Raw genomic sequence first — 22,048 nt, forward strand, 5'->3', positions numbered from 1 at the left:
AACGGACATGTCTCGAATGAAAGAAATCCTCGGCAGCTTGATGCTGACCGAGTTGATCAAGGGCCTTGCCCTGACCGGGAAATATGCGCTGTCGCGCAAGATCACGGTCCAGTACCCGGAAGAAAAGACTCCCATGTCGAACCGCTTCCGCGGCCTGCACGCGCTGCGTCGCTACCCCAACGGGGAAGAGCGCTGCATCGCCTGCAAGCTGTGCGAAGCAGTGTGCCCGGCCATGGCCATCACGATCGAATCGTCGCAGCGCGATGACGGCACCCGCCGCACCACGCGCTACGACATCGACCTGACCAAGTGCATCTTCTGCGGCTTCTGCGAAGAATCGTGCCCGGTCGACTCGATCGTGGAAACCAGCATCTTCGAGTATCACGGCGAAAAACGCGGCGATCTCTACTACACCAAAGAGATGCTGCTCGCCGTGGGCGACCGCTACGAAGCCGACATCGCCGCCGCCCGCGAGGCGGACGCGAAGTACCGCTAAAACATAAGGGTCCTGGGTAAGTCATGACATTTACAACTGTTCTGTTTTACGTGTTCGCGGCCATCATGGTGCTGGCCTCGCTGCGCGTTATCACCGCCAAGAATCCGGTCCACGCCGCGCTGTTCCTGGTGCTGGCCTTCTTCAACGCGGCCGGCATCTGGCTGCTGCTGAAGGCCGAATTCCTCGCCATCGTGCTGGTGCTGGTCTATGTGGGCGCCGTCATGGTGCTGTTCCTCTTCGTCGTCATGATGCTCGACATTAATATCGACCGCATGCGCGAAGGCTTCTGGGGCTACCTGCCCGTGGCGGCCGGCGTCGGCGGCCTGATCGTGCTCGAGATGGGCGCTGTCCTGTGGCATGGCTACAGCAACTTCCAGCAAACGCCGGAAGCTGCCGCGCTGAACATCGGCGGCACCAAGGAACTGGGCCTGCAGATCTACACCCGCTATATCTACGGCTTCGAAATCGCCGCCGTGGTGCTGCTGGTGGCGATCATCGCCGCCGTCGCCCTGACCCTGCGCCGCCGCAAGGACACCAAAGCCATCGACCCGGGCCAAGCGGTTCGCGTCAAGCGTAACGACCGTCTGAAGATCGTCAAGGTCGAGACGGTCAACCAGCGCGCCATCGACGCAGCGAACGTCGAGAAGGCCGCAGCAGCCGCAGCCGCTGCCGCCGCCGCCGCCGAACCGAAGGAGCCAAAATGACTTTGACGCTCGCACACTACCTGATCCTGGGCGCGATCCTGTTCGCGATCTCGGTGGTCGGCATCTTCCTGAACCGGAAGAACATCATCATTCTGCTGATGGCCATCGAATTGATGCTGCTGGCAGTGAACCTGAACTTCATCGCGTTCTCGCATTACCTGGGCGACGCGGCGGGGCAGATCTTCGTGTTCTTCATTTTGACCGTCGCGGCCGCCGAATCTGCAATCGGCCTGGCGATCCTGGTGGTCCTGTTCCGTAACCTGGACACGATCAACGTGGAAGACCTCGACAGCCTCAAAGGCTGATGAGCTCGGCTCGATAACTAATAACGAATAAGGTTCAACATGGCGGGGCAAATTTCAACCTCACTCTTACTGGCGGTGCCTCTGGCGCCGTTGGCAGGCTCGGCGATTGCCGGCCTGCTCGGTACCAAGTTCCTGGGCAATGTGGTCGGTCGCAAGGTTTCGCATACGGCGACCATCCTCGGCGTGCTGATCGCGCTGATCATCTCGGTGCAAACCCTGATGGCCACGCTCGACGGCTTCAAGCTGAATGAAGATCTCTACACCTGGATGACGGTCGGCACGCTCAAGCTGGCGGTCGGCTTCCAGATCGATACCCTGACCGCGATGATGATGTGCGTCGTGACCTCGGTGTCGCTGATGGTCCACATCTACACGATCGGCTACATGGCCGAAGACGACGGCTACAACCGCTTCTTCTCGTACATCTCGCTGTTCACCTTCGCGATGCTGATGCTGGTCATGTCCAACAACTTCCTGCAGCTGTTCTTCGGCTGGGAAGCGGTGGGCCTGGTCTCGTATTTGCTGATCGGTTTCTGGTACACCCGTCCGACCGCGATCTTCGCGAACATGAAGGCTTTCCTGGTCAACCGCGTGGGCGACTTCGGCTTCATCCTCGGTATCGGCCTGATCCTGGCCAGTGCCGGCACGATGAACTACGCCGAAGTGTTCGAAAAAGCCGACCAACTGGCCCTGATGACCGTGCCTGGCACCGACTGGCCGCTGCTGACCGCCGCCTGTATCTGCCTGTTCATCGGCGCGATGGGTAAATCGGCGCAGTTCCCGCTGCACGTCTGGCTGCCTGACTCGATGGAAGGCCCAACCCCGATCTCGGCACTGATCCACGCTGCGACCATGGTTACCGCCGGCATCTTCATGGTGTCGCGCATGTCGCCGCTGTTCGAGCTGTCGGATGGCGCCTTGAGCTTCATCATCGTCATCGGTTCGATCACCGCGCTGTTCATGGGCTTCCTGGGCATCATCCAGAACGACATCAAGCGCGTGGTCGCTTACTCGACGCTGTCGCAGCTGGGTTACATGACGGTTGCACTGGGCGTGTCGGCTTACTCGGTCGCCGCCTTCCACCTGATGACCCACGCCTTCTTCAAGGCGCTGCTGTTCCTTGGCGCGGGTTCCGTCATCATCGGCATGCACCACGACCAGGACATGCGCAACATGGGCGGCCTGCGCAAGTACATGCCGATCACCTGGATCACCTCGCTGATCGGTTCGCTGGCCCTGATCGGTACCCCATTGTTCTCGGGCTTCTACTCGAAGGATTCGATCATCGAAGCGGTGCACGCAAGCACGCTGCCGGGTTCGGGCTTCGCCAACTTCGCGGTGCTGGCCGGCGTGTTCGTCACGGCGTTCTACTCGTTCCGTATGTATTTCCTGGTGTTCCATGGCGAAGAGCGTTTTGGTAAAGCACATGCACACGATCATCATGACGATCACGCGCATACCAAAGCTGCTGCGCACGATCACTCGGATCCGCACGCCAAGCACGATTCGGACGCGCACCACGAAGAAGAACACGATGACCACGGCCACCACGGCCTGGCCCCAGGCCAGAAGCCGCACGAGTCGCCATGGGTCGTGACCCTGCCGCTGATCCTGCTGGCAATCCCGTCGGTCGTCATCGGCTACCTGGCGATCGGTCCTATGTTGCACGGTAACTTCTTCGATGGCGTGATCACGGTCAATCCTGCTCACCCTGCGATGGCGGAACTGGGCGAGATGTTCCATGGCGCCGGCGCGATGGCCCTGCACGGCCTGCAGACCGCACCGTTCTGGCTGGCACTGGCAGGCGTCGTTGCCGCCTACTACTGCTATATGGTCAATCCGCGCGTTCCGGCCTGGTTCTATGCCAAGCTCAAGCCGCTGCACACCCTGCTGGACAACAAGTACTACATGGATGCGTTCAACCAGAAGTTCTTCGCTGGCGGCGCATTGGGCGTGGGCAAGGGCCTGTGGAATGTCGGCGACCGCGGCCTGATCGACGGCCTGGTCGTCAACGGCAGCGCCAAAGTGGTGGCCTGGTTCTCGACCGTCACCAAGCGCGCGCAGACCGGTTACATCTATCACTATGCATTCGTGATGATCGTCGGCGTACTGGCAGCGATGCTGTACTTCTTCCCGTTCTGGCGCGGTTAATCACAGGCAGAGATAAAGAAAAATGATGCAGTCAACAATTTCTACGTTTCCACCGTACCTGAGCCTGGCAATCTGGCTCCCGATCCTGTTCGGCGTGCTGGTCCTGGCCATCGGCCGCGACAAGAACGCCGGGATGGTGCGCATGATGTCGCTGGTCGGCGCCGTCGTCAGCCTGCTGCCGACGATCCCGCTGATCGCCAATTTCGACAACGCCGCCCACGGCATGCAGTTCTATGAACAGGCGGCCTGGATCGATCGCTTCAACGTCTTCTACCGCCTCGGCGTGGACGGCCTGTCGCTGTGGTTCGTGCCGCTGACCGCCTTCATCACCATCATCGTGGTGCTGGCGGCGTGGCAGGTGATCGAAGAGCGCGTGGCCCAGTACATGGGCTCGTTCCTGATCCTGTCGGGCCTGATGATCGGCGTGTTCTGCGCGCTGGACGGCCTGCTGTTCTACTTCTTCTTCGAAGCCACCCTGATCCCGATGTATATCATCATCGGTGTGTTCGGCGGCCCGAACCGGGTGTATGCGGCATTCAAGTTCTTCCTGTACACCTTCTTCGGTTCGCTGCTGACCCTGGTCGCGATCGTCTACCTGTACACCCAGTCGCAATCGTTCGACATCCTGGCCTGGCATCAGTTGCCGCTGACGATGAAAGAGCAGGTTTTGATCTTCATCGCCTTCTTCATGGCCTTCGCCGTGAAAGTGCCGATGTGGCCGGTGCACACCTGGCTGCCGGACGCCCACGTCGAAGCGCCAACCGGCGGTTCGGTCGTGCTGGCCGCGATCATGCTGAAGCTGGGCGCCTATGGTTTCCTGCGCTTCTCGCTGCCGATCACCCCGGACGCGAGCCAGTACCTGGCGCCGGTCGTCATCGGCCTGTCGCTGGTGGCCGTGATCTACATCGGCCTGGTGGCTTTGGTGCAGAAAGACATGAAGAAACTGGTCGCCTATTCGTCGATCGCGCACATGGGCTTCGTGACCCTGGGCTTCTTCATGTTCAACGACCTGGGCGTGCAGGGCGGCCTGATGCAGGCGATCTCGCACGGCTTCGTGTCGGGCGCGATGTTCCTGTGTATCGGCGTGCTGTACGACCGTGTGCACTCGCGTGAAATCGCCGACTACGGTGGCGTCGTGAACACGATGCCGAAGTTCGCTGCCTTCGTCGTGCTGTTCTCGATGGCCAATGCCGGCCTGCCGGCGACCTCGGGCTTCATCGGTGAGTTCATGGTGATCCTGGGCGCGGTCGAGTTCAACTTCTGGACCGGTGTCGCATCGGGTACCGCCCTGATCCTGGGCGCGGCCTACTCGCTGTGGATGGTCAAGCGCGTCATCTTCGGGCCAGTGGCCAACAAGAAAGTCGCCGCGTTGACCGACCTGAACGGCCGTGAGTTCGCCATCCTGTCGGTGCTGGCAATCGCCACCCTGGCGATGGGCCTGTACCCGGCGCCGATCGCCGAGACGCTGCAAGTCTCGGTCACCGACCTGCTCCAGCACGTCGCAGTCAGCAAAGTGCCTCAATAAAACGCCATGAATGAAATGAACTCGACCCTGTTATCGGCTGCCGACACCAATCTGGCGCCGGTCTATGCCGAAATCTTCCTGCTGATCGCGACGTCGGCGATCCTGCTGATCGACCTGTTCCTGAAAGAGGGCAAGCGCAACCTGACCTATGGCCTGTCGCTGCTGGCGATCGGCGGCTGCGCGATCTTCTCCTTCATGGATTTCGACTCGGGCGCGACCGTGTACACCTTCAGTGGCATGTACGTGTCGGATCCGATGTCGAACCTGCTCAAGATGTTCACCTACCTGGCCACGGCCATGACCATCGTCTACTCGCGCCAGTACGCCGGCGAGCGCGGCATGATGTCGGGCAACCTGGGCGGTGAGTTCTACACGCTCGCGCTGTTCTCGATGCTCGGTCAGATGATCATGATCTCGGGTAACAGCATGCTGTCGATCTACCTGGGCCTGGAACTGATGTCGCTGTCGCTGTATGCGCTGGTGGCTCTGCGCCGCGACCACGCGATCTCGACCGAAGCCGCGATGAAGTACTTCATCCTGGGCGCCCTGGCATCGGGCTTCCTGCTGTACGGCATCTCGATGATCTATGGCGCGACCGGTTCGCTCGACATCAATACCATCGCGCAAGTGACCGCTCTTGATACCGCCAACCGCACCATCCTGGTGTTCGGCCTGGTGTTCGTGGTGGCCGGCCTGGCCTTCAAGCTGGGCGTGGTGCCATTCCACATGTGGGTGCCGGACGTGGTGCAGGGCGCCCCGACCGCCGTGACCCTGCTGCTGGGCGGCGCGCCGAAGATCGCCACCTTCGCCATCGTGATCCGCCTGCTGGCCGAAGCGCTGCCGTCGATGGCCTTCGACTGGCAGCAGATGCTGCTGGTGGTCGCCGTGCTGTCGCTGGCCTTCGGTAACGTCACCGCGATCGCGCAGACCAATATCAAGCGCATGCTGGCTTACTCGACGATCGCGCAGATGGGCTTCGTGGTGCTGGCCCTGGTGGTCGGCAACGTCGATGGCGACACCACCAATGCCGCAGCCGCCTACAGCGCCGCGATGTACTACACCATCATCTACGTGCTGACCACGGTGGGTACCTTCGGCCTGATCATGATGCTGGCGCGCGCCGGCCATGAGGCGGAACTGATCAGCGACTTCAAGGGTCTCGGCAAGCGCAGCCCATGGTTCGCGATCGTCGCCACGATCCTGATGTTCTCGCTGGCCGGTGTGCCGCCGATGGTGGGCTTCATCGCCAAGTATGCCGTGATCCAGGCCGTCGCCGACGCCGGCATGGTGTGGCTGGCCGTCGTGGCCGTGATGTTCTCGCTGATCGGCGCGTTCTACTACCTGCGCATCGTCAAGACCATCTGGTTCGACGAAGCGGTGGACACTGCAGCGATTTCGACCCCGACCGATATGCGCGTCATCATGTCGCTCAACGGCGTCGCCATCGTCGCGCTGGGCGTGGTGCCGGGCGGCCTGCTGGCGATCTGCTACAGCGCCATGCAGGCGACCCTGGCGAATTAAGCCATGGATAGCTCGCTGGCCGCATTGCTGGTGATTGCCCTCGCGCTGGCGGGGGCCAATCTGCCGTTCGTGAACGAGCGCCTGTTCGGCTTCGTGCCGGTCCCGGCCGGCAAGGCGGCAGCGGGGGAGCTCCGCAACAAGGCTTTCGCGCTGCGCCTGCTCGAGCTGGTGGTCTTGTACTTCATCGTCGGACTGGTCGCGAAGCTGCTGGAATCGCGTATCGGCTCGGTGTTCGTGCAGACCTGGGAGTTTTATGCGGTCACTGGCTGCATGTTCCTGGTGCTGGCGTTTCCCGGGTTCGTGATGCGGTATATGCGCAAGCGTCGTTAAGTTCATTAGTTAAAGCAGGCACGTCGTTCCCGCGCAGGCGGGAACCCAAGTTTGTCAGCGTATCGATAACGCGAGCACACTTGGGTTCCCGCCTCCGCGGGAACGACGTTTTTGGGCTAACAATATCTCGTGCGGCGCGGGTTTCGCTTATGATTCTTACCATTGCAGTCTCAACTAACTGGAGTGAAAAGTGCCGGATCTGAAAGAAACCCGCATCGACGGCGGCGTCGTCTACGACGGCCATTTTTTGAAAGTCGAGAAAGACCGCATCCGCCTGCCGGACGGCTCGGAGAGTCAGCGCGAGTTCTTCCGCCATCCTGGCGCCGTCGTGATCCTGCCGCTGCTGCCCGATGGCCGCGTGCTGCTCGAGCGCCAGTTCCGCTATCCGAACGGGCAGGTGTTCATTGAATTCCCGGCCGGGAAGATCGATCCGGGCGAAGACCACCTCGAATGCGCCAAGCGCGAGCTGAAGGAAGAAACCGGCTACACGGCGGGACGCTGGCGCTTCGTCTGCACCATCCATAACGCGATCGCCTATTCGGACGAGCACCTCGAGATCTTCCTGGCTGAAGACCTGACCGCGGGCGAGCAGCAGCTCGACGCCGGCGAGTTCCTGGAGATCTTCAGCGCCACCGTGCCCGAGCTGCTCGAGATGGTGCGCAAGGGCGAGATCACCGACGTCAAGACCATCATCGGCACCTTCTGGCTCGAGAAGATCCTGGCCGGCGACTGGACGCCTGCCTGACGATCATGCGGCCGTGTCGGAGCCTGTCCTTGCTGTCGGCTGCATTGGCGATTCTAGCCGCCGCCCCGGCCGCAGCCCAGGCCCGCACCCCGTTCCAGGCCCAATGCGAGGACACCATCGGCGAGACGATCTCGGTGCTGTCCAGCCGTGGCGAAGGCTACCGCATCGACAATACGCGTTCCTACTATGACCTGACGCGCCTGAAAGGCAGCGTGCGCCGGGGTTCCTGGGTGCTGGGCCTGACGCATACCGAGGCGCGGGTGAGCATCAAGGTCGGCGGACGCATGTTGACGGATCGCGCCAGCGGCCATGAATGCGTGGCGCCGCGCATCGACGTCAACCTGTATTACGCGCCCATCGTGATTTATGTCAGCCGCGAATTCCCGCCGGGATCGTGTGCCTACCGCGAAGTGCTGGCCCACGAGATGCGCCACCTGCAGACCTACCAGGATTTTTTGCCGAAGGCCGAAGCCATCGTCCGCGCCCGGCTGGCGGCGCGCTTCGCCGGCAAGCCGCTGTATGCGCCGATTGGACAAGCGCGATCCCTGCTCCAGCGCGAAGTCGACCGCAGCTGGATGCCCTACATTAAACGTGAGATGGAAAAGGTCGAAGTATTGCAGGCGGCCATTGATACGCCGCAGGAATACGCTCGCCTGGGCAAGGTTTGCGCAGGTGAGGTACAGTCTTTGCTTAGACAGGCAACACGAAGCAGTTCATGACCACCGAGCAAGCAAACGAAACGAACACGGCAGCGCGGCAGCACGTCGCCCTCATTCCGGCGGCCGGCGTCGGCGCCCGCATGGCGGCCGGCAGCCCCAAGCAATATCTGGCCATCGGCGCCAAGCCCATGTTGCGCCACACGGTCGACGCCTTCCTTTCCAGCCCGCTGATCGCCCACACCTATGTGGTGGTGAGCGCGGACGATCCCTTCATCGACGGCGTGCTGCCCGACGCAAACGAACAGGGCAGCCGCGTCACCGTGCTGCGCTGCGGCGGCGCGACCCGCATGGAGTCGATCCGCAACGGCCTGCATGCGCTGCGCGATGTGATCGGTGCACAAGACCGCGTGCTGGTCCACGACGCCGCCCGGCCGGGCCTGAATGCCGCGCTGATCGAACGCCTGATTGTCGAGACCGGCGACCATGCGGCCGGCGGTCTGCTGGCACTGCCGGTGGTCGATACCGTCAAGCGCCGGGACGCCGACCGTGTCGCGACCGTCCCGCGCGACGGGCTGTGGCTGGCCCAGACCCCGCAAATGTTTTCCTACGCGCTGCTGTGCCGCGCGCTCGACGCGGCCCTTGACCCGGCCGCGATCACCGACGACGCCAGCGCGGTCGAGGCGCTGGGCCTGGCCCCGAGACTGGTCGAAGGCCATCCGTGCAACCTGAAAGTCACGCTGCCATCCGACATCCGCATCGCCGAGATGTACCTGGCGCTCGATTCCACCATTTGAACGACACGAACCACACACCATGGCACTCGCATCCTATAATCCTCATCCTCCGTTTCGCATCGGCACCGGCTACGACAACCACGCGCTGGTCGAAGGCCGCAAGCTGATCGTCGGCGGCGTTACCATTCCGCACCGCCTGGGCCTCCTGGGCCATTCCGACGCCGACGTGCTGCTGCATGCGATCATCGATTCGCTGCTGGGCGCGGCCGCGCTGGGCGACATCGGCAAGCACTTCCCGGACACCGACCCGATGTTCGCCGGCGCCGATTCGCGCACCCTGCTGCGCGAAGTCGCGCACCGCGTGCTGAACTCGGGCTATACCATCGGCAATATCGACGCCACCATCATCGCCCAGCAGCCGAAGATGGCGCCGCACATCCCGCTGATGGTCTCGCGCATCGCCGAAGACCTGGGCGTGTCGCCGCAGCAGGTGAACATCAAGGCCAAGACCAACGAGAAGCTGGGCTACCTGGGCCGCGAAGAGGGCATGGCGGCGCACTCGACGGCGCTCTTGATCCGGGCCGCGACGGAGTCGTAGCAGAGTAGTATTGACGGGGTTCGGCAAAGGTCGAAAAGGCAATCTATAATTGCCTGATGACCAACGCCAACCCGACACTGTCGCCGCGCGCGGCCTGGACCCTGATCCTGGTCGCCAGCGCCATCATGATGATCACGATGGGCGCGCGGCTGACCAGCGGCCTGTTCCTGTCGCCGCTGAATACCGCGACCGGGCTCGGCGTGGCCAGCATCAGCTTCGTGATGGCGGTGGCCCAGCTGATGTGGGGCGCGGCCCAGCCGGTGTTCGGCGCCGTCGCCGACAAGTACGGGCCGGGCAGGGTGATCGCCCTCGGCGGCCTGATGCTGGCGGTGGGCACCGCCGCCACGCCCTTCGTCGATTCGCAGTGGGCGCTGCTGCTCACGATGGGCTTTTTGTCGGCGGCCGGGGCAGGCGCCGGCAGCTTCTCGATCCTGATCGGCGCCACCGCCCAGCGCCTGCCCGCCGAGCGGCGCGCCTTTGCTTCGGGCTTCATCAACGCCGGCGGCTCCTTTGGCCAGTTCGTGTTTGCGCCGCTGATGGGCGCCATCATCGCCGGCGCCGGCTGGATCTGGGCCATGCTCACCATGGCGGCGGCCACCTTGCTGACCATTCCGCTGGCCTGGCCGCTGCGCGGCAGGAAAGCCGCCGCCGTCCCTGTTACTACTCCTGCCGCTGCGCCTGCCGTGTCCCAGCCGGCCGCGCCCACGATCGCGCTCGGCCAGCAGCTGCGCCAGGCCATGCGCGACCGCAGTTATATCTGCCTGCACCTGGGCTTTTTCACCTGTGGCTTCCACATCGCCTTCCTGGTCACCCACCTGCCGGGAGAAGTCGCGATGTGCGGCCTGCCGGCCAGCGTCTCGGCCACGGCCCTGGCGCTGATCGGCCTGTTCAACATCGCCGGCAGCCTGGGCGCCGGGATGCTGGCCTCGCGCTACCGCATGAAGTCGCTGCTGTTCTGGATCTATGCCAGCCGCGCGGTGTTGGTGGGCATCTACCTGCTGGCGCCGAAGACCGAGTGGACCTTCTATCTGTTCGCCGCCGCGCTCGGCGCCACCTGGCTGGCCACCGTCCCGCCGACGGCCGGCCTGGTAGGCAAGCTGTTCGGCGTGCGCTACCTGGCGACCCTGTTCGGCATGACCCTGCTGTCGCACCAGATCGGCGGCTTCTTCGGCGCCTGGCTGGGCGGACTGGCCGTGGTGCACACGGGCGACTACAGCTGGATGTGGTATGCCGACATGATGCTCGCGCTGGCAGCGGCGCTGGTGAACCTGCCGATCCGCGAAGCCGCCGTGGTGCGCGCGCCCAAGCTGGCGCGAGCCTGATCATGGCGCGCGACGCCTGGGCCTACCGTGAGGTGGCGGTCGAATCGGCGCTTGACCCGCGCAGCGGCAAGCCGCGCATCCGGCCGGTGTCGGGGCAGGCCTTTGCGACCGATATGCGGGTGCAGTGTTCGCGCAGCCTGCTCGACACGGCGCGCTATCCCGTGGGCACGCGTTTCCTGCTGTCCGTACGGATCAGCGACCGCCAGGGTGGCGAACCGTTCCTGTACGCCTGGCATGGCGACCCGGTGACAGTCATGAGCAAGGCAAAGGTGGCGAGCTTCTTGCAGATGTACCGGCGCTTGCGGCTGTAAACGGGACGAAAAAAAAGGCCGCGAATTGCGGCCTTCGATATTCAGTCGATGGTGGGAGGAGGGACGCCGACCCCGGTGGCCAGCACGAACAGGCTCAGGGCGATCCCGGTGCCTGCGATGGTCGCCAGCAGCGCCGCGGTGCGCGGCTTGGCGTTCTTGTGTGAGCGCCAGGCGGCATCGAGCAGGCCGATGCCGATCACCAGGTTCACGAACAGCATGGCGTCCATCGCGGCTTAATCCCAGTCCAGCGCGCCTTTTTTCCACTCGTAGGCCAGGCCGATCGTCAGCAGGCCCAGGAACACCATCATGGCCCAGAAACCGGTCGAGCCGATGTCGGTCACGACGACCGCCCAAGGCACCAGGAAGGCCACTTCCAGGTCGAACAGGATGAACAGGATCGCGACCAGGTAGAAGCGCACGTCGAACTGCATGCGCGCATCGCCGAAGGCTTCGAAACCGCACTCGTACTGCGACAGCTTCTCGGGATCGGGACGGTGCGGACCCAGCACGCGGCCCAGCACCTGGGGCGCGACGCCGACCAGGATGCCGATGATGATGAACATGAGTACGGGGAAGTATTCTTCGAGATTCATGGTTCTGCTGCGCGGTGATGCGCGTGGGTTGATAAAGGAATGATGCGGCCTCGACAGGCAAAGTTGGGCTCGATTCTAACCGCATATAACCCTGTTGCCAACCAGGCATTTTGCGTGCAATTACTGTGTTTACGTCGGTATTTACGCGTAACTGGCATCGATCCGCTCCGTGCGCGAAGCAAACTGGTTATCATCAGGGGTTGGCAAATCGACCTCATCCAAAACCAAAAGGAGCACCATGGCCTCGAAAAAAATCGCCGTCCTCGTCGGCAGCCTGCGCAAGGATTCGTACACCCGCCGCGTCGCCCATAGCCTGATCGAATCGGCGCCGGAAGGACTCGAACTGACGATCGTCGAACTGCGCGACCTGCCGCTGTATAACGAGGACGACGAGACCGATCCGCCTCCTAGCACGTTCGCGGCCTTCCGCGATGCCATCCGCCAGGCCGACGGCATCCTGTTCTGCACCCCGGAATACAACCGCTCGGTGCCGGGCGCGCTGAAAAACGCGATTGACGTCGGCTCGCGTCCCTACGGCAAGGCGGCCTTCGCCGACAAGCCCTGCGCCATCGTCAGCGTCTCGCCGGGCGCGCTGGGCGGCTTCGGCGCCAACCACCACCTGCGCCAGATGCTGCCTTTCCTGAACATGCCGACCATGCCGGCGCCGGAAGCCTATGTTGGCGGCGTCGCCGGCAAGTACGAGGGAGACAAGCTGGTCGACGAATCGTCGCGCGCCTTCTTCCAGAAATTCATGGCCGCCTTTGGCGCCTGGGTGGAGCAGCATGCCAAATAATGGCCTGGCTGCGCCGGCGGGAAACTACTACAGATGATTCGCGCGACCGACAGCAAGATCGATAGCAAGTTCGTGCCAACCCCGCCGCGCGACCTTCCCACGCTGCTGGGCCGCCCGCCGGACGGCTGGCGCGCGCGCATGTTCGATGTCATCTTCGGCAACGACACGCCGGCCGGTCGACGCTTCGACATCGTGCTGGTGATCCTGATCCTGCTCAGCATCCTGGTGGTGATCCTCGACAGCGTGCCCTCGATCTACAGCCAGTATTCCGGCGTGACCTCGGTGCTCGAATGGGGCTTCACGATCCTGTTCACGATCGAATACATCGCGCGCCTGGTGTGCATCCAGCGCCCGGTGCGCTATGCGCGCAGCTTCTACGGCATCATCGACCTGGTGTCGGTGCTGCCGACCTATCTGTCGCTGCTGCTGCCCGGCAGCCAGGTGTTCCTCGACGTGCGCATCCTGCGCCTGCTGCGGGTGTTCCGCATCTTCAAGCTGACCTTGTATATCGAGGAATACACGCGCCTCGGCGAAGCCCTGGTCGCCAGCCGGCGCAAGATCATGGTGTTCCTGTCGGTGGTGCTGATGCTGATCCTGATCCTCGGCACCGTGATGTACGTGGTCGAGGGGCCGGACAACGGCTTCACCAGCATCCCGATGTCGATGTACTGGGCCACGGTGACCATCACCACGGTGGGCTACGGCGACATCGTGCCGCACACGCCGGTGGGCAAGGCGATCGCCTCGTTCATGGTGCTGCTGGGCTGGGGCATCCTGGCGGTGCCGACCGGGATCGTCTCAGCCGAGATGACGTCGCAGAAGATGTCACGCCACGCCCCGCGCGGCACGCCGCGCCAGTGTGGCGCCTGCGGCAGCGGCGACCACGACCCGCGCGCCCACTTCTGCAAGGATTGCGGCGCGCCGCTGGCGCCGGCGGAAGGGTAGTACAACCTTACTGCGCGCGCACCGCGCACCATGATGGCGAGCGGTGCACCGCGAACGCTCAGGCCATTGCAGCGTGCATCGTGTACCGCGACGGTGCGTGTACTGGTGCATGCACCGGCGCGCGCGGCGGCGCAGGGCGCGCCAGCGTGACCGGCGGCGGCACGGCTGCGTCGCGCTCGAGCCAGTAGTTGAACTGGCCGAAGCTGGGCTGCGCGCCGGCGTCGACGTCCTGGAAGAAATCCTCGAGCATCTGGCGATAGGCGGCGCGGCGCGAGAAGCCGTCGTTGCTGGCGGCATAGCGCGCGGCGGCGGCGCGGAAGATCGCACGCATCCGTTCATCGGCATTGGTGCCGGTGCCCGCGCCCTTGCGCGGACGGCCGCGCTTGATGCCGGCCGTGACTGCGCGGGTGCGGCCCGGGGCGCCCGAATTGCCGTAGTCCGGCAGCAGGGCGTCGGGCGTCTGGCCGCGCTCCCAGTAACGGCGCAGGTAGCGCAGGATGCTCGATTTCGACATGCCGTGGGCGGCGGCGTAGCCGGCCATCAGCGTGGCGCGCTGGCGCGGATCGTACAGCGCCTGGCGGTCGGTGTGCAGGGCGCGCACGGCCGACCAGGCCTTGGCCTGTAAGTTCAGATAGCCCTGCGGCACCGGTTCGCGCGGGGGCGCCGCGGCGAACGGGTCGACCAGCAGGCGCCGCGCACGGCCGGATGCCAGCGCTTCTTCCAGCGTTGCCACCGGCGTCGGTTCGGGCATGGCGGCATGGCTGCCCAGTTGATAGGTCCAGGCCAGCGCCTGCGGCTGGTCGATCCACAGTACGCGGACCGTGCAGCCCGGCATGCCCGCGAATTCGACTACATCGTTCTGTCCAATCATCTTTACCTCCCACAAAGCCCTTGGAATCCAGGGTGCTTTCTGACATGCAAGGATCGGGCCAGCCCGGTTTGTGGGGGAGCCTGCACGTTTGGTGCACCTCAACTGTGCACGAGTGGGAGACCTTTAGTCTGGTTGTTCGTGCCCAGGCACGCCAATTTACATTCGATCTCATTCATCCACAGAGAGGCATGCATGTATCCGTTTCCGCAATCCGTGACGCCGGCCGTGCGCACCCATATGGACGCCCAGACCGCCTTCGTCAACGAGATGTCCAAATCCCTGTTCCGTTCCTTCCAGCAGATGTGTGAGCTCAACATCCAGCTGGCCCAGACCATGCTGGAGGAAACCACGCTGGCCAGCCAGCACGTGCTGAGCGTCGACCGCCAGTCCGAACTGCTGGGCGCGGCCTCGGCGCGGGCCCAGCCGGCCACCGAGAAGCTGCGCGCCTACCAGCAGCACATCTCGCGCCTGGCCACCGACGCCCAGGTCGAGCTGGCGCGCGTGACCGAGCAGCACGTGCAGAACACCACCCGCACCGCGCGCGCCGTGGTCGACGAAGTGGCGCGCACCTCGGCCGAGGAAGCCGAGCGCGGCATCCGCAGCCAGCAGGAAGCGCTGCGCACCATGACCGATCCGTTCACGCGCGCCGATGGTGCGATCCATGCCCGTGGCGATGGCGCGCTGCAGCCGGCCCAGTCGCCACAGCAGGCCAGCCAGCAGGCGGCCCAGCAGGCTGCACAGGCCAGCCAGCAGGTGCGTCAAGCGGGCGCGACGCACTGAGATCAGCGCGGCGCCAGCCCCTGGCCGTGCGTCGCTGCCGGCAGGCGCGCCGTCCTTGCCCGCGGCGCCAGGCCGAACAGCGGCCGCGCCCAGGGCAGGCGGCGCACGATCTCGTACAGCGCGAAGCTGCCGGTGGCGGTGAGCACCATCAGCAGCAGCGCCTCGACGCCGGGCGCCAGGTTCAGCGGCTTGAAGGCGTGCGCCATGACCACGATCAGGGTCTGGTGCGCGATATAGACCGGGAATACCGCATCGGTGAGGTAGCGCCGCGCCGGCCCGTCGCGGTCCAGGTGGCGGCGCGCGAAACCGCAAGCCGCGACGATGGCGCTCCAGGCGCACAGCGTGTACACGCAGCGCATGATGGGAACCCAGGTCGACATCATCTGCGCGCTGTGCTCATGGTGGGGCGCGGCGTACCAGGCCACGATGGCGGCCCAGCCGGCCAGCGCGATGCCGAGCGCGATCCAGCGCACGCCCTCCATGCGTTCCCACACGGGGCAGCTGCCTGCCACCAGGGCACCCAGCAGGAACATCGGCAGGTAGGTGGCGTGGTTGAACCAGTCGTCGACCAGGGCGTGGGTGCTCGGGAAGCGGTCGGCCAGCAGGATGCGCACCACGGCGAGGAACAGCGCCGGCAGCACCAGCAGCTTCCAGCCTTTCAATATGGCGGCGGTGCGCCGGGCCAGCGCCTCGATGCGGGCATTGCCCAGCAACGCCGTGCAGGCGGCCAGCACCAGCGTGTAGACCCACAGGTAGGCAACGAACCACAGGTGGTTCCAGGTCGGCAGGACCAGGCAGCCGTCCTGGCAGAAGCCGCCGTAGCCGACGAGGTAGAGGCGCATGAAGGCCACGAAGCCGTCGGCATAGCCGAGTTTTTCGACCACTTCGAGCCAGGGCTGGGGCGGCACGATGACCAGCATGCCGAACAGCAGTGGCAGCAGCAGGCGCAGGCTGCGCCGGAGCACGAAGGCGCCGGGAGCGGTCTTGTGCAGCATGAAGTGTGAGGCCGCGCCGGCCACGAAGAACAGCAGGCTCAGACGCCAGGGAGAGGACAGCAGCATGAACGGTTCCGGGCCGGTCCCGGCATGCGGGCTTTTCACATGCCAGCCCCAGCTCACGTAGTACATGCCCACGTGATAGGCGATCAGCACGAAGAAGGCCAGGATACGGACCCAGTCGAGGAAGTACAGGCGTTGATTGCCGGCGGAAGTGGTTGGCTGCATGGCGCGCTCTTGTCATGATGGAGGCGCCAGCATCGCGCGCAGGAGGGCAAGAGGCCAGCGCCAGGGGGCGAACCGGGCCTTACATGGGGCGAACAGGGTCCAGGCGTTCCAGCAGCGCGGGACGATACTGGCGGCTGCACGGCACCCGCGCGCCGCTGCGCAGCACCAGTTCGCAATCGCCCTTGTCGAGCGGCTCGATGCGCGCGACGGCCGACAGGCGCACCGCTGCACGCCGGTGGCAGCGCACGAAGGCGGGACCGAGCTGGCCGAGCAGGGCGCCGAGGGTCTGGCGCAGCAACGGGGCGCCAGCGGAGGTGTGCAGCGCCACGTAGTTATCGGCCGTCTCGAGCCATTCGATATCGGCCACCTGCACCACGCGCGTCGCACCGCGTTCGCTCACCAGCAGCTGGCGGGGAGGACTGGGCGGCGCCGGAGGCGCCTGCATCGGCGCCGCCAGGCGCGCGCGCAGCCGTTCGAGCGCCCGCTGCAGGCGGGCCTGGTCGAAGGGCTTGAGCAGATAGTCGACCGCCTCGCTGTCGAAGGCGCGCAGCGCATAATCCTCGTGGGCGGTGACGAATACCACCAGCGGCGCCGGCGCCGGCAGCGAGGCGGCCAGGTCGATGCCCGACAGTTCCGGCATCTCGATATCGAGCAGCAGCGCATCCGGTCGCTCGCTCTCGACCATGCGCAAGGCCTCGACGCCGTCGGCCGCTTCGCGCACCGAGCCGATGCCCGGTGCCAAAGCCAGCATACGGCGCAGCCGGTCGCGCGCCGGGCGTTCGTCGTCGACGATCAGCAGGTGCATGGCAGCCTCATCTCCGCGCGCACGCCGGCGGGCGCCAGGGCGATCAAGGCCAGGCTCGCGTTTTCTCCGTGCAGGGCCGTCAGCCGCGTGCGCAGGTTCGTCACCGTGATGCCGGGCGTGCCTGACTCGTCCAGCACGCCGCCATCGTCCTCGACCCGCACTATTACGGTGTCGCCATCGACGGCGGCCGCGACCCGGATCGCGGTCGCTTCACGCCGGCGGCCGACCGTGTGCTTGAACACGTTCTCGAGCAGCGGTTGCAGGCTGATGGCGGGCAGCATGACGTCCAGCGTGGCGGGATCGACGTCCCAGGCCAGCGTCACCCGTCCCTCGAAGCGCTCGGCCATCACCGCCGCATAACCCTGGGCCAGGCGCAGCTCGTCGCGCAGGCGCGCCTGCGGCCGTTCGCCCAGGGCCAGGGTGGCGCGCAGCACGTCGGCTAGCCGCACCAGCGTGGCGTCGGCGCGCGCCACGTCGGTATGCATCAGGGAGGAAATCGTGTTCAGCGCATTGAACAGGAAGTGCGGTTGCATCTGGCGCGTCAGGCGTTCGAGCTGGGCTTCGCGCAGCAGGGCGCCGGCCTGCTCGGCGCGCACCCTTTCCTTCATCATCTCGCGGTAGGACAAGAGGCCGAATCCGATCGTCGTGAACAGGCCGAAGAACACCGAGATCTTGAGCGCCTCGTAGACGAATACGTCGGACCAGGGTTGGTGCTCGTAGCGGGCGCCGGCCAGCGCATAGATGCCGTGGCGGATCGCGAACACGATCGGCGTGAAGCCGAACCAGTACAGCGGCAGCCAGCGCAGTTGCCGGCCGAACCAGCGCCGGGGCGTGGCGACCAGCGCATCGTCGCCACGGCTGAAGCGGCGCTGGACCAGGAACAGGACAGTCGCCACCACCGCCGACGAGGTCTCCCACAACATCGGCTGCCACAGTGCGGTGCCGCCGTCGCGCCGGTAATCCTCCATCGCGACCAGCACCATCAAGGACCAGAACAGGGCCCAGGCGATGCCGGCGACGACGAGGCTGCGGTTTGCGCGCTGTGAAGAAGTGGGCACGGATGGCGTTCCGTCTGAGAAAGATTCGATCATCGTGCATCGGCCGGCGATTGTCAAAACGCCATATTGTGGCAAATGTGACAATTCGTGACGATTGCCGTCCGTGCAAGTCCATCGTGCGACAATGGGCCATGAACATTCTTGGCTACCACAGCGACGATTCCGATCACCCGCAGCGGATGCGGGCACTGCTTGCCGCCCACGACTGGTCTGCCACTCCCATGGGCGATCCGGACACCTGGCCGGTCGAGCTGCGGGTGGCGCTCGACCTGATGCTCGATGCGCCCCATCCGACCCTGGTGTGCTGGAGCGGGCGCTACCTGATGCTGTACAACGACGCCTATGCGGCGCTGCTCGGCGCGGCGCACCCCGCCGCGCTCGGCAAGCCGCTGAGCGAAGTCATGCCGAGCATGTGGCCCGAGGTCAGGCCGCTGGCCGACGCCGCCATGGCGGGGCAGCCCGGCCACGTCCAGGACCTGTGCGTGACGCTGCCGCCAGGAGACGAGGAATGCGAGCGCTGGTTCAGCGCATCCTACGTGCCCTTGCGCGGCCTCGACGGCAACGTAGGAGGCTTCGTCCATACCGCGTTCGAGACCACCGGGCAGGTGCTCGAGGCGCGCCGCGCCGACCAGGCGCGGCTGGCCAGCGAAGCGCGTCTGTCGGCGGTGTTCGACAGCCTGCCGGTGGGTGTCGCCGTCAGCGACGCCAGCGGCGCGATCGTGCTGGCGAACGACGCGATGCGGCGTTACCTGCCGACCGGCCAACTGCCGTCGCTGGACGAACGGCGGTTCGAACGCTGGACCCTGCTCGATGCTGCGGGCAGGCCGGTGGCGCGGGCCGACTTCCCTGGCATGCGGGCGCTGCGCGGCGAGCGCGTCGTGCCGGGCGTGGAGGCCAGGTACCGCGAGGACGACGGCCCCGAAATCTGGACCCACATCAGCTCGGTGCCGATCGTCGATGCCGACGGCAGGATCGGCGGCCAGGTCTCGGCCGTGACCGACATCGACCGCGTCAAGCGCACCGAGGCCGCCTTGCGCGAGTCCGAGGAAAAATACCGCAAGCTGTTCGAGGAGGTCGACGAGGCCTTCTGCATCCTCGAGGTGACGTTCGATGCCGGCGGCGCGCCTATCGACCTGGTGTTCCTGGAAGTGAATCCGATGTTCGCGATCCAGAGCGGCATTCCCGACGCCCGCGGACGCTCGGTGCACGAGCTGGCGCCCGGTCTCGAATCGGTCTGGCTGGAGCGCTACGGCGCGGTGGCGCGCACTGGCGAATCGATCCTGTTCGAGGAATATTCGCCGAAGCTCGAACGCTGGTTCGAGGTCAATGCCTCGCGCATCGGCGCGCCCGAGGCGCGCCAGGTGGCGCTGGTGTTCCGCGACACCAGCGAGCGCAAGCGCATCGAAGAAGACATGCGGCGCCTGGCCCGCGAGGCCTCGGAAGCGAGCCGGCGCAAGAGCGAGTTCCTGGCGGTGCTGGCGCACGAGCTGCGCAATCCGATGGCGACCATCCGCACCGGCCTCGAGATCATGCGCCTGCGCGCCGACAGTCCCGACACCATGGCGCGCGTGCGCGAAATGCTCGAACGCCAGACCCACCAGCTGTCGCACCTGGTCGACGACCTGCTCGATGTCGCCCGCGTCAGCAGCGGCAAGATCGAGATCCGCAAGCAGCTGGTCGACCTCAACCGGGTAGTGACGAGCGCGGTGGAGACCAGCACGGCGGTGATCCAGGGCGCGCGCCACCGGCTCGAGGTCGCCCTATGGCCGGAAGCGCTGCTGCTCGACGTCGATCCGACCCGCATCGCCCAGGTGGTGAGCAACCTCTTGACCAATGCCGCCAAGTACACCGCGCCCGGCGGCGACATCCGCCTGGAAGTGCGCAAGGACGCGGGCGAGGCGGTGATCGGGGTGAGCGACAGCGGCGTCGGCATCCTGCCCGAGCACCAGGAGGCGATCTTCGAGATGTTCAGCCAGGTCGGCGACCATGGCGGCCTGGCCCAGGGCGGGCTGGGCATCGGCCTGTCGCTGGTGCGCCAGCTGGTGGCCCTGCACGGCGGCGCCATCGCGGTGCACAGCGCCGGCGCCGGCCAGGGCAGCACCTTCACGGTGCGCCTGCCGCTCGGTGCGCGGCTGGACGCCGGGCCGGACGAGGCCGTGCAGGAGCTGCGGCAAGAGCAGCGTGCGCTCCCGCGCCGGAGCTTCCGCATCCTGGTGGTGGACGACAATACCGATGCCGCCGAGAGCCTGTCGCTGCTGCTGCAGATGAACGCCCACGAGATCCGTACCGCGACCAATGGCCGCGACGCGCTGGCGCTGGTAAGCGAGTTCACGCCCGACATCGCCTTCCTCGACATCGGCATGCCGGGCATGACCGGCTACGAGCTGGCGACCCGGCTGCGCGCCATGTCGACGCTGGCGCACACGACCCTCGTCGCCGTCACCGGCTGGGGTTCGGAAGAAGACCAGGCGCGCTCGCGCGAAGCCGGTTTCGACCACCACTTCACCAAGCCGATCGCGGCCGAGTCGGTGAGCCGGCTGCTGCGCCAGCTGGGCTAGCGCGCTCAGTTGCCGCTATTGCGCTCGGCGTCGATCTCTTTCTTCATCGCCCCGACCTGATCGATGTAATCGGCCACCGGCACGTCCGGGCTGGCGCGCAGCTCGGGCGGCAGTAGCACCGGCATGTACAGCTCGTCTGCGGTGCGGCCGTGGCGCTGCATGTTCCCGGCCAGGATCAGACCCGACACCAGGAGCGCCAGCGCGCCGCAGGCCAGGCGCAGGCGGCGCCGGTACTGCGGCGTGACGGTGGCGAGGTGGAAGTAGACCGCCACCGCCACCGTCGCCACCGCGGCGTGCGAGGCATAGGCGGTCAGCCACTCGAACGACCAGGCATAGGCCACGACGCTGGCCAGCAGGCGCACGCCCACCAGCGCCGTCAGCGCGCAGCCATAGATGAACAGGTGGCGCCCGAGGCGCGCGCGGCGTCCGAACAGGCGGTTGCCGAAGGCCCACAGGCCGGCCCATGCCAGGCCGATGCCGCCGGCCGCGGCCGGGAACAGGGCGTAGCGTTCCAGGTCGTTGCTGTCGTCGGTCAGCCAGGCCACCAGTAGCGCCGCCAGCACGGCCAGCACGATGCCGGCGCCGCCCGGCAGCATGCCCTCCCAGCCGTGCATGGTGCGGTCGACCAGCTCCGGCGCGACCCGGTGCGCGGCGCCGCGGATGCGCAGCGAGGTGTGGCCCATGCGCACCACGGTGTCGCCGTCGATCGCCAGTTCGTCCTTGATGCGCCGGCTCTTGTGCACGATGCCGTTGCGGCTGCCCAAGTCGCGCAGCCGCAGCCGTCCGTCCGGCCCGGCCTCGACCACGGCGTGGTGGGCGGCCGCATAATCGTCGTCGACGATGAAGTCGTTGTCGTAGGCGCGGCCCATGCGGATCGGCAGCGCCGCCACGCGATGGCGGTGCAGCACCTCGCCGTTGCGCGCCAGGGTCTCGATGGTCCACGGACCGCGCAGCGACTCGGTGCTCATTGTCCCGCCCCTTGGCGCGCCGCTCGTCTGGGCCAATGGCTGGCTGGTGTGCT

At 65.6% G+C, this 22,048-nt stretch carries 24 protein-coding genes; 17 read left to right on the forward strand and 7 right to left on the reverse strand.

Going from position 1 to position 22,048, the window contains the following annotated elements:
* Window positions 1–7: 7 nt before the first annotated feature.
* The 13 genes from nuoI to SOM28_RS17035 all read left to right on the forward strand — a co-directional run bounded on the left by nuoI (window position 8) and on the right by SOM28_RS17035 (window position 11,401).
* Window positions 8–496: an NADH-quinone oxidoreductase subunit NuoI gene (nuoI, locus tag SOM28_RS16975; protein ID WP_123067876.1), complete on the forward strand. Its 489-nt coding sequence runs from the start codon at window positions 8–10 to the stop codon at window positions 494–496.
* 23 nt (window positions 497–519) lie between these two features.
* Window positions 520–1,200: an NADH-quinone oxidoreductase subunit J gene (locus SOM28_RS16980; protein WP_123067877.1), complete on the forward strand. Its 681-nt coding sequence runs from the start codon at window positions 520–522 to the stop codon at window positions 1,198–1,200.
* The gene (gene nuoK / locus SOM28_RS16985; RefSeq protein ID WP_123067878.1) at window positions 1,197–1,505 is read left to right on the forward strand and encodes an NADH-quinone oxidoreductase subunit NuoK; all 309 of its coding nucleotides are present in this window, start codon (window positions 1,197–1,199) and stop codon (window positions 1,503–1,505) included. The genes SOM28_RS16980 and nuoK overlap by 4 nt, the downstream gene beginning before the upstream one ends.
* Window positions 1,506–1,544: 39 nt before the next feature.
* The gene (gene nuoL / locus SOM28_RS16990; RefSeq protein WP_320468802.1) at window positions 1,545–3,656 is read left to right on the forward strand and encodes an NADH-quinone oxidoreductase subunit L; all 2,112 of its coding nucleotides are present in this window, start codon (window positions 1,545–1,547) and stop codon (window positions 3,654–3,656) included.
* Between the two features lie 22 nt (window positions 3,657–3,678).
* Window positions 3,679–5,181: an NADH-quinone oxidoreductase subunit M gene (locus tag SOM28_RS16995; protein WP_320468803.1), complete on the forward strand. Its 1,503-nt coding sequence runs from the start codon at window positions 3,679–3,681 to the stop codon at window positions 5,179–5,181.
* Window positions 5,182–5,187: 6 nt separating this feature from the next.
* Entirely contained in the window at window positions 5,188–6,702 is a 1,515-nt protein-coding gene (gene nuoN / locus SOM28_RS17000) for an NADH-quinone oxidoreductase subunit NuoN (protein ID WP_183407308.1), read from the forward strand.
* Window positions 6,703–6,705: 3 nt separating this feature from the next.
* A complete protein-coding gene (locus SOM28_RS17005; protein ID WP_320468804.1) occupies window positions 6,706–7,032 on the forward strand; it encodes a DUF2818 family protein in 327 nt (108 codons plus the stop codon).
* Window positions 7,033–7,222: 190 nt separating this feature from the next.
* On the forward strand, window positions 7,223–7,777 hold the full coding sequence (locus SOM28_RS17010) for an NUDIX hydrolase (RefSeq protein ID WP_320468805.1): 555 nt from the start codon (window positions 7,223–7,225) through the stop codon (window positions 7,775–7,777).
* 29 nt (window positions 7,778–7,806) lie between these two features.
* Window positions 7,807–8,496: a hypothetical protein gene (locus SOM28_RS17015; RefSeq protein WP_320468806.1), complete on the forward strand. Its 690-nt coding sequence runs from the start codon at window positions 7,807–7,809 to the stop codon at window positions 8,494–8,496.
* Window positions 8,493–9,230, forward strand: a complete 738-nt coding sequence (gene ispD, locus SOM28_RS17020; protein ID WP_320468807.1) for a 2-C-methyl-D-erythritol 4-phosphate cytidylyltransferase — start codon at window positions 8,493–8,495, stop codon at window positions 9,228–9,230. The genes SOM28_RS17015 and ispD overlap by 4 nt, the downstream gene beginning before the upstream one ends.
* A gap of 19 nt (window positions 9,231–9,249) precedes the next feature.
* A complete protein-coding gene (gene ispF / locus SOM28_RS17025) occupies window positions 9,250–9,768 on the forward strand; it encodes a 2-C-methyl-D-erythritol 2,4-cyclodiphosphate synthase (protein WP_123067886.1) in 519 nt (172 codons plus the stop codon).
* Window positions 9,769–9,824: 56 nt separating this feature from the next.
* The gene (locus tag SOM28_RS17030) at window positions 9,825–11,090 is read left to right on the forward strand and encodes an MFS transporter (protein ID WP_320468808.1); all 1,266 of its coding nucleotides are present in this window, start codon (window positions 9,825–9,827) and stop codon (window positions 11,088–11,090) included.
* Window positions 11,091–11,092: 2 nt separating this feature from the next.
* Window positions 11,093–11,401, forward strand: coding sequence for a hypothetical protein (locus SOM28_RS17035; protein ID WP_320468809.1), 309 nt, complete (start codon window positions 11,093–11,095; stop codon window positions 11,399–11,401).
* A gap of 41 nt (window positions 11,402–11,442) precedes the next feature.
* Here SOM28_RS17035 and SOM28_RS17040 read toward each other — a convergent pair whose 3' ends face one another.
* Together SOM28_RS17040 and SOM28_RS17045 are read right to left on the reverse strand one after the other, a co-directional pair.
* On the reverse strand, window positions 11,443–11,628 hold the full coding sequence (locus SOM28_RS17040; RefSeq protein ID WP_123067889.1) for a hypothetical protein: 186 nt from the start codon (window positions 11,626–11,628) through the stop codon (window positions 11,443–11,445).
* A gap of 6 nt (window positions 11,629–11,634) precedes the next feature.
* On the reverse strand, window positions 11,635–11,994 hold the full coding sequence (locus SOM28_RS17045; RefSeq protein ID WP_109347086.1) for an NADH-quinone oxidoreductase subunit A: 360 nt from the start codon (window positions 11,992–11,994) through the stop codon (window positions 11,635–11,637).
* A 238-nt stretch (window positions 11,995–12,232) separates the two neighbouring features.
* Between SOM28_RS17045 and SOM28_RS17050 the strand changes: the two genes are divergently transcribed.
* Entirely contained in the window at window positions 12,233–12,787 is a 555-nt protein-coding gene (locus tag SOM28_RS17050; RefSeq protein WP_320468810.1) for an NADPH-dependent FMN reductase, read from the forward strand.
* Window positions 12,788–12,820: 33 nt separating this feature from the next.
* Complete coding sequence (locus SOM28_RS17055; RefSeq protein ID WP_320468811.1) at window positions 12,821–13,732, forward strand: ion transporter; 912 nt, start codon at window positions 12,821–12,823, stop codon at window positions 13,730–13,732.
* A 58-nt stretch (window positions 13,733–13,790) separates the two neighbouring features.
* Here SOM28_RS17055 and SOM28_RS17060 read toward each other — a convergent pair whose 3' ends face one another.
* A complete protein-coding gene (locus tag SOM28_RS17060; protein ID WP_123067892.1) occupies window positions 13,791–14,603 on the reverse strand; it encodes a hypothetical protein in 813 nt (270 codons plus the stop codon).
* 192 nt (window positions 14,604–14,795) lie between these two features.
* On the opposite strand from SOM28_RS17060, the gene SOM28_RS17065 reads away from it, so the two are divergent.
* Window positions 14,796–15,383, forward strand: coding sequence for a phasin family protein (locus tag SOM28_RS17065; RefSeq protein ID WP_320468812.1), 588 nt, complete (start codon window positions 14,796–14,798; stop codon window positions 15,381–15,383).
* 2 nt (window positions 15,384–15,385) lie between these two features.
* Here the strand turns inward: SOM28_RS17065 and SOM28_RS17070 are convergent, their stop codons facing one another.
* The 3 genes from SOM28_RS17070 to SOM28_RS17080 all read right to left on the reverse strand — a co-directional run bounded on the left by SOM28_RS17070 (window position 15,386) and on the right by SOM28_RS17080 (window position 18,469).
* The gene (locus tag SOM28_RS17070; RefSeq protein WP_320468813.1) at window positions 15,386–16,606 is read right to left on the reverse strand and encodes an acyltransferase family protein; all 1,221 of its coding nucleotides are present in this window, start codon (window positions 16,604–16,606) and stop codon (window positions 15,386–15,388) included.
* A gap of 79 nt (window positions 16,607–16,685) precedes the next feature.
* A complete protein-coding gene (locus SOM28_RS17075; protein ID WP_123067895.1) occupies window positions 16,686–17,411 on the reverse strand; it encodes a LytR/AlgR family response regulator transcription factor in 726 nt (241 codons plus the stop codon).
* Entirely contained in the window at window positions 17,399–18,469 is a 1,071-nt protein-coding gene (locus tag SOM28_RS17080) for a sensor histidine kinase (RefSeq protein WP_320468814.1), read from the reverse strand. Before SOM28_RS17080 ends, SOM28_RS17075 begins: the two co-directional genes overlap by 13 nt.
* A gap of 131 nt (window positions 18,470–18,600) precedes the next feature.
* Here SOM28_RS17080 and SOM28_RS17085 point away from each other — a divergent pair, with 131 nt between their 5' ends.
* Window positions 18,601–21,027 (forward strand): hybrid sensor histidine kinase/response regulator, encoded by a 2,427-nt coding sequence (locus SOM28_RS17085; protein ID WP_320468815.1) that lies wholly within the window; start codon window positions 18,601–18,603, stop codon window positions 21,025–21,027.
* 5 nt (window positions 21,028–21,032) lie between these two features.
* Here SOM28_RS17085 and SOM28_RS17090 read toward each other — a convergent pair whose 3' ends face one another.
* Window positions 21,033–21,995 (reverse strand): FHA domain-containing protein, encoded by a 963-nt coding sequence (locus SOM28_RS17090; protein ID WP_229415102.1) that lies wholly within the window; start codon window positions 21,993–21,995, stop codon window positions 21,033–21,035.
* Window positions 21,996–22,048: the final 53 nt, after the last annotated feature.

The organism is Massilia sp. CFBP9026 (assembly GCF_034045165.1).
Taxonomy (GTDB): domain Bacteria; phylum Pseudomonadota; class Gammaproteobacteria; order Burkholderiales; family Burkholderiaceae_D; genus Telluria; species Telluria arenae.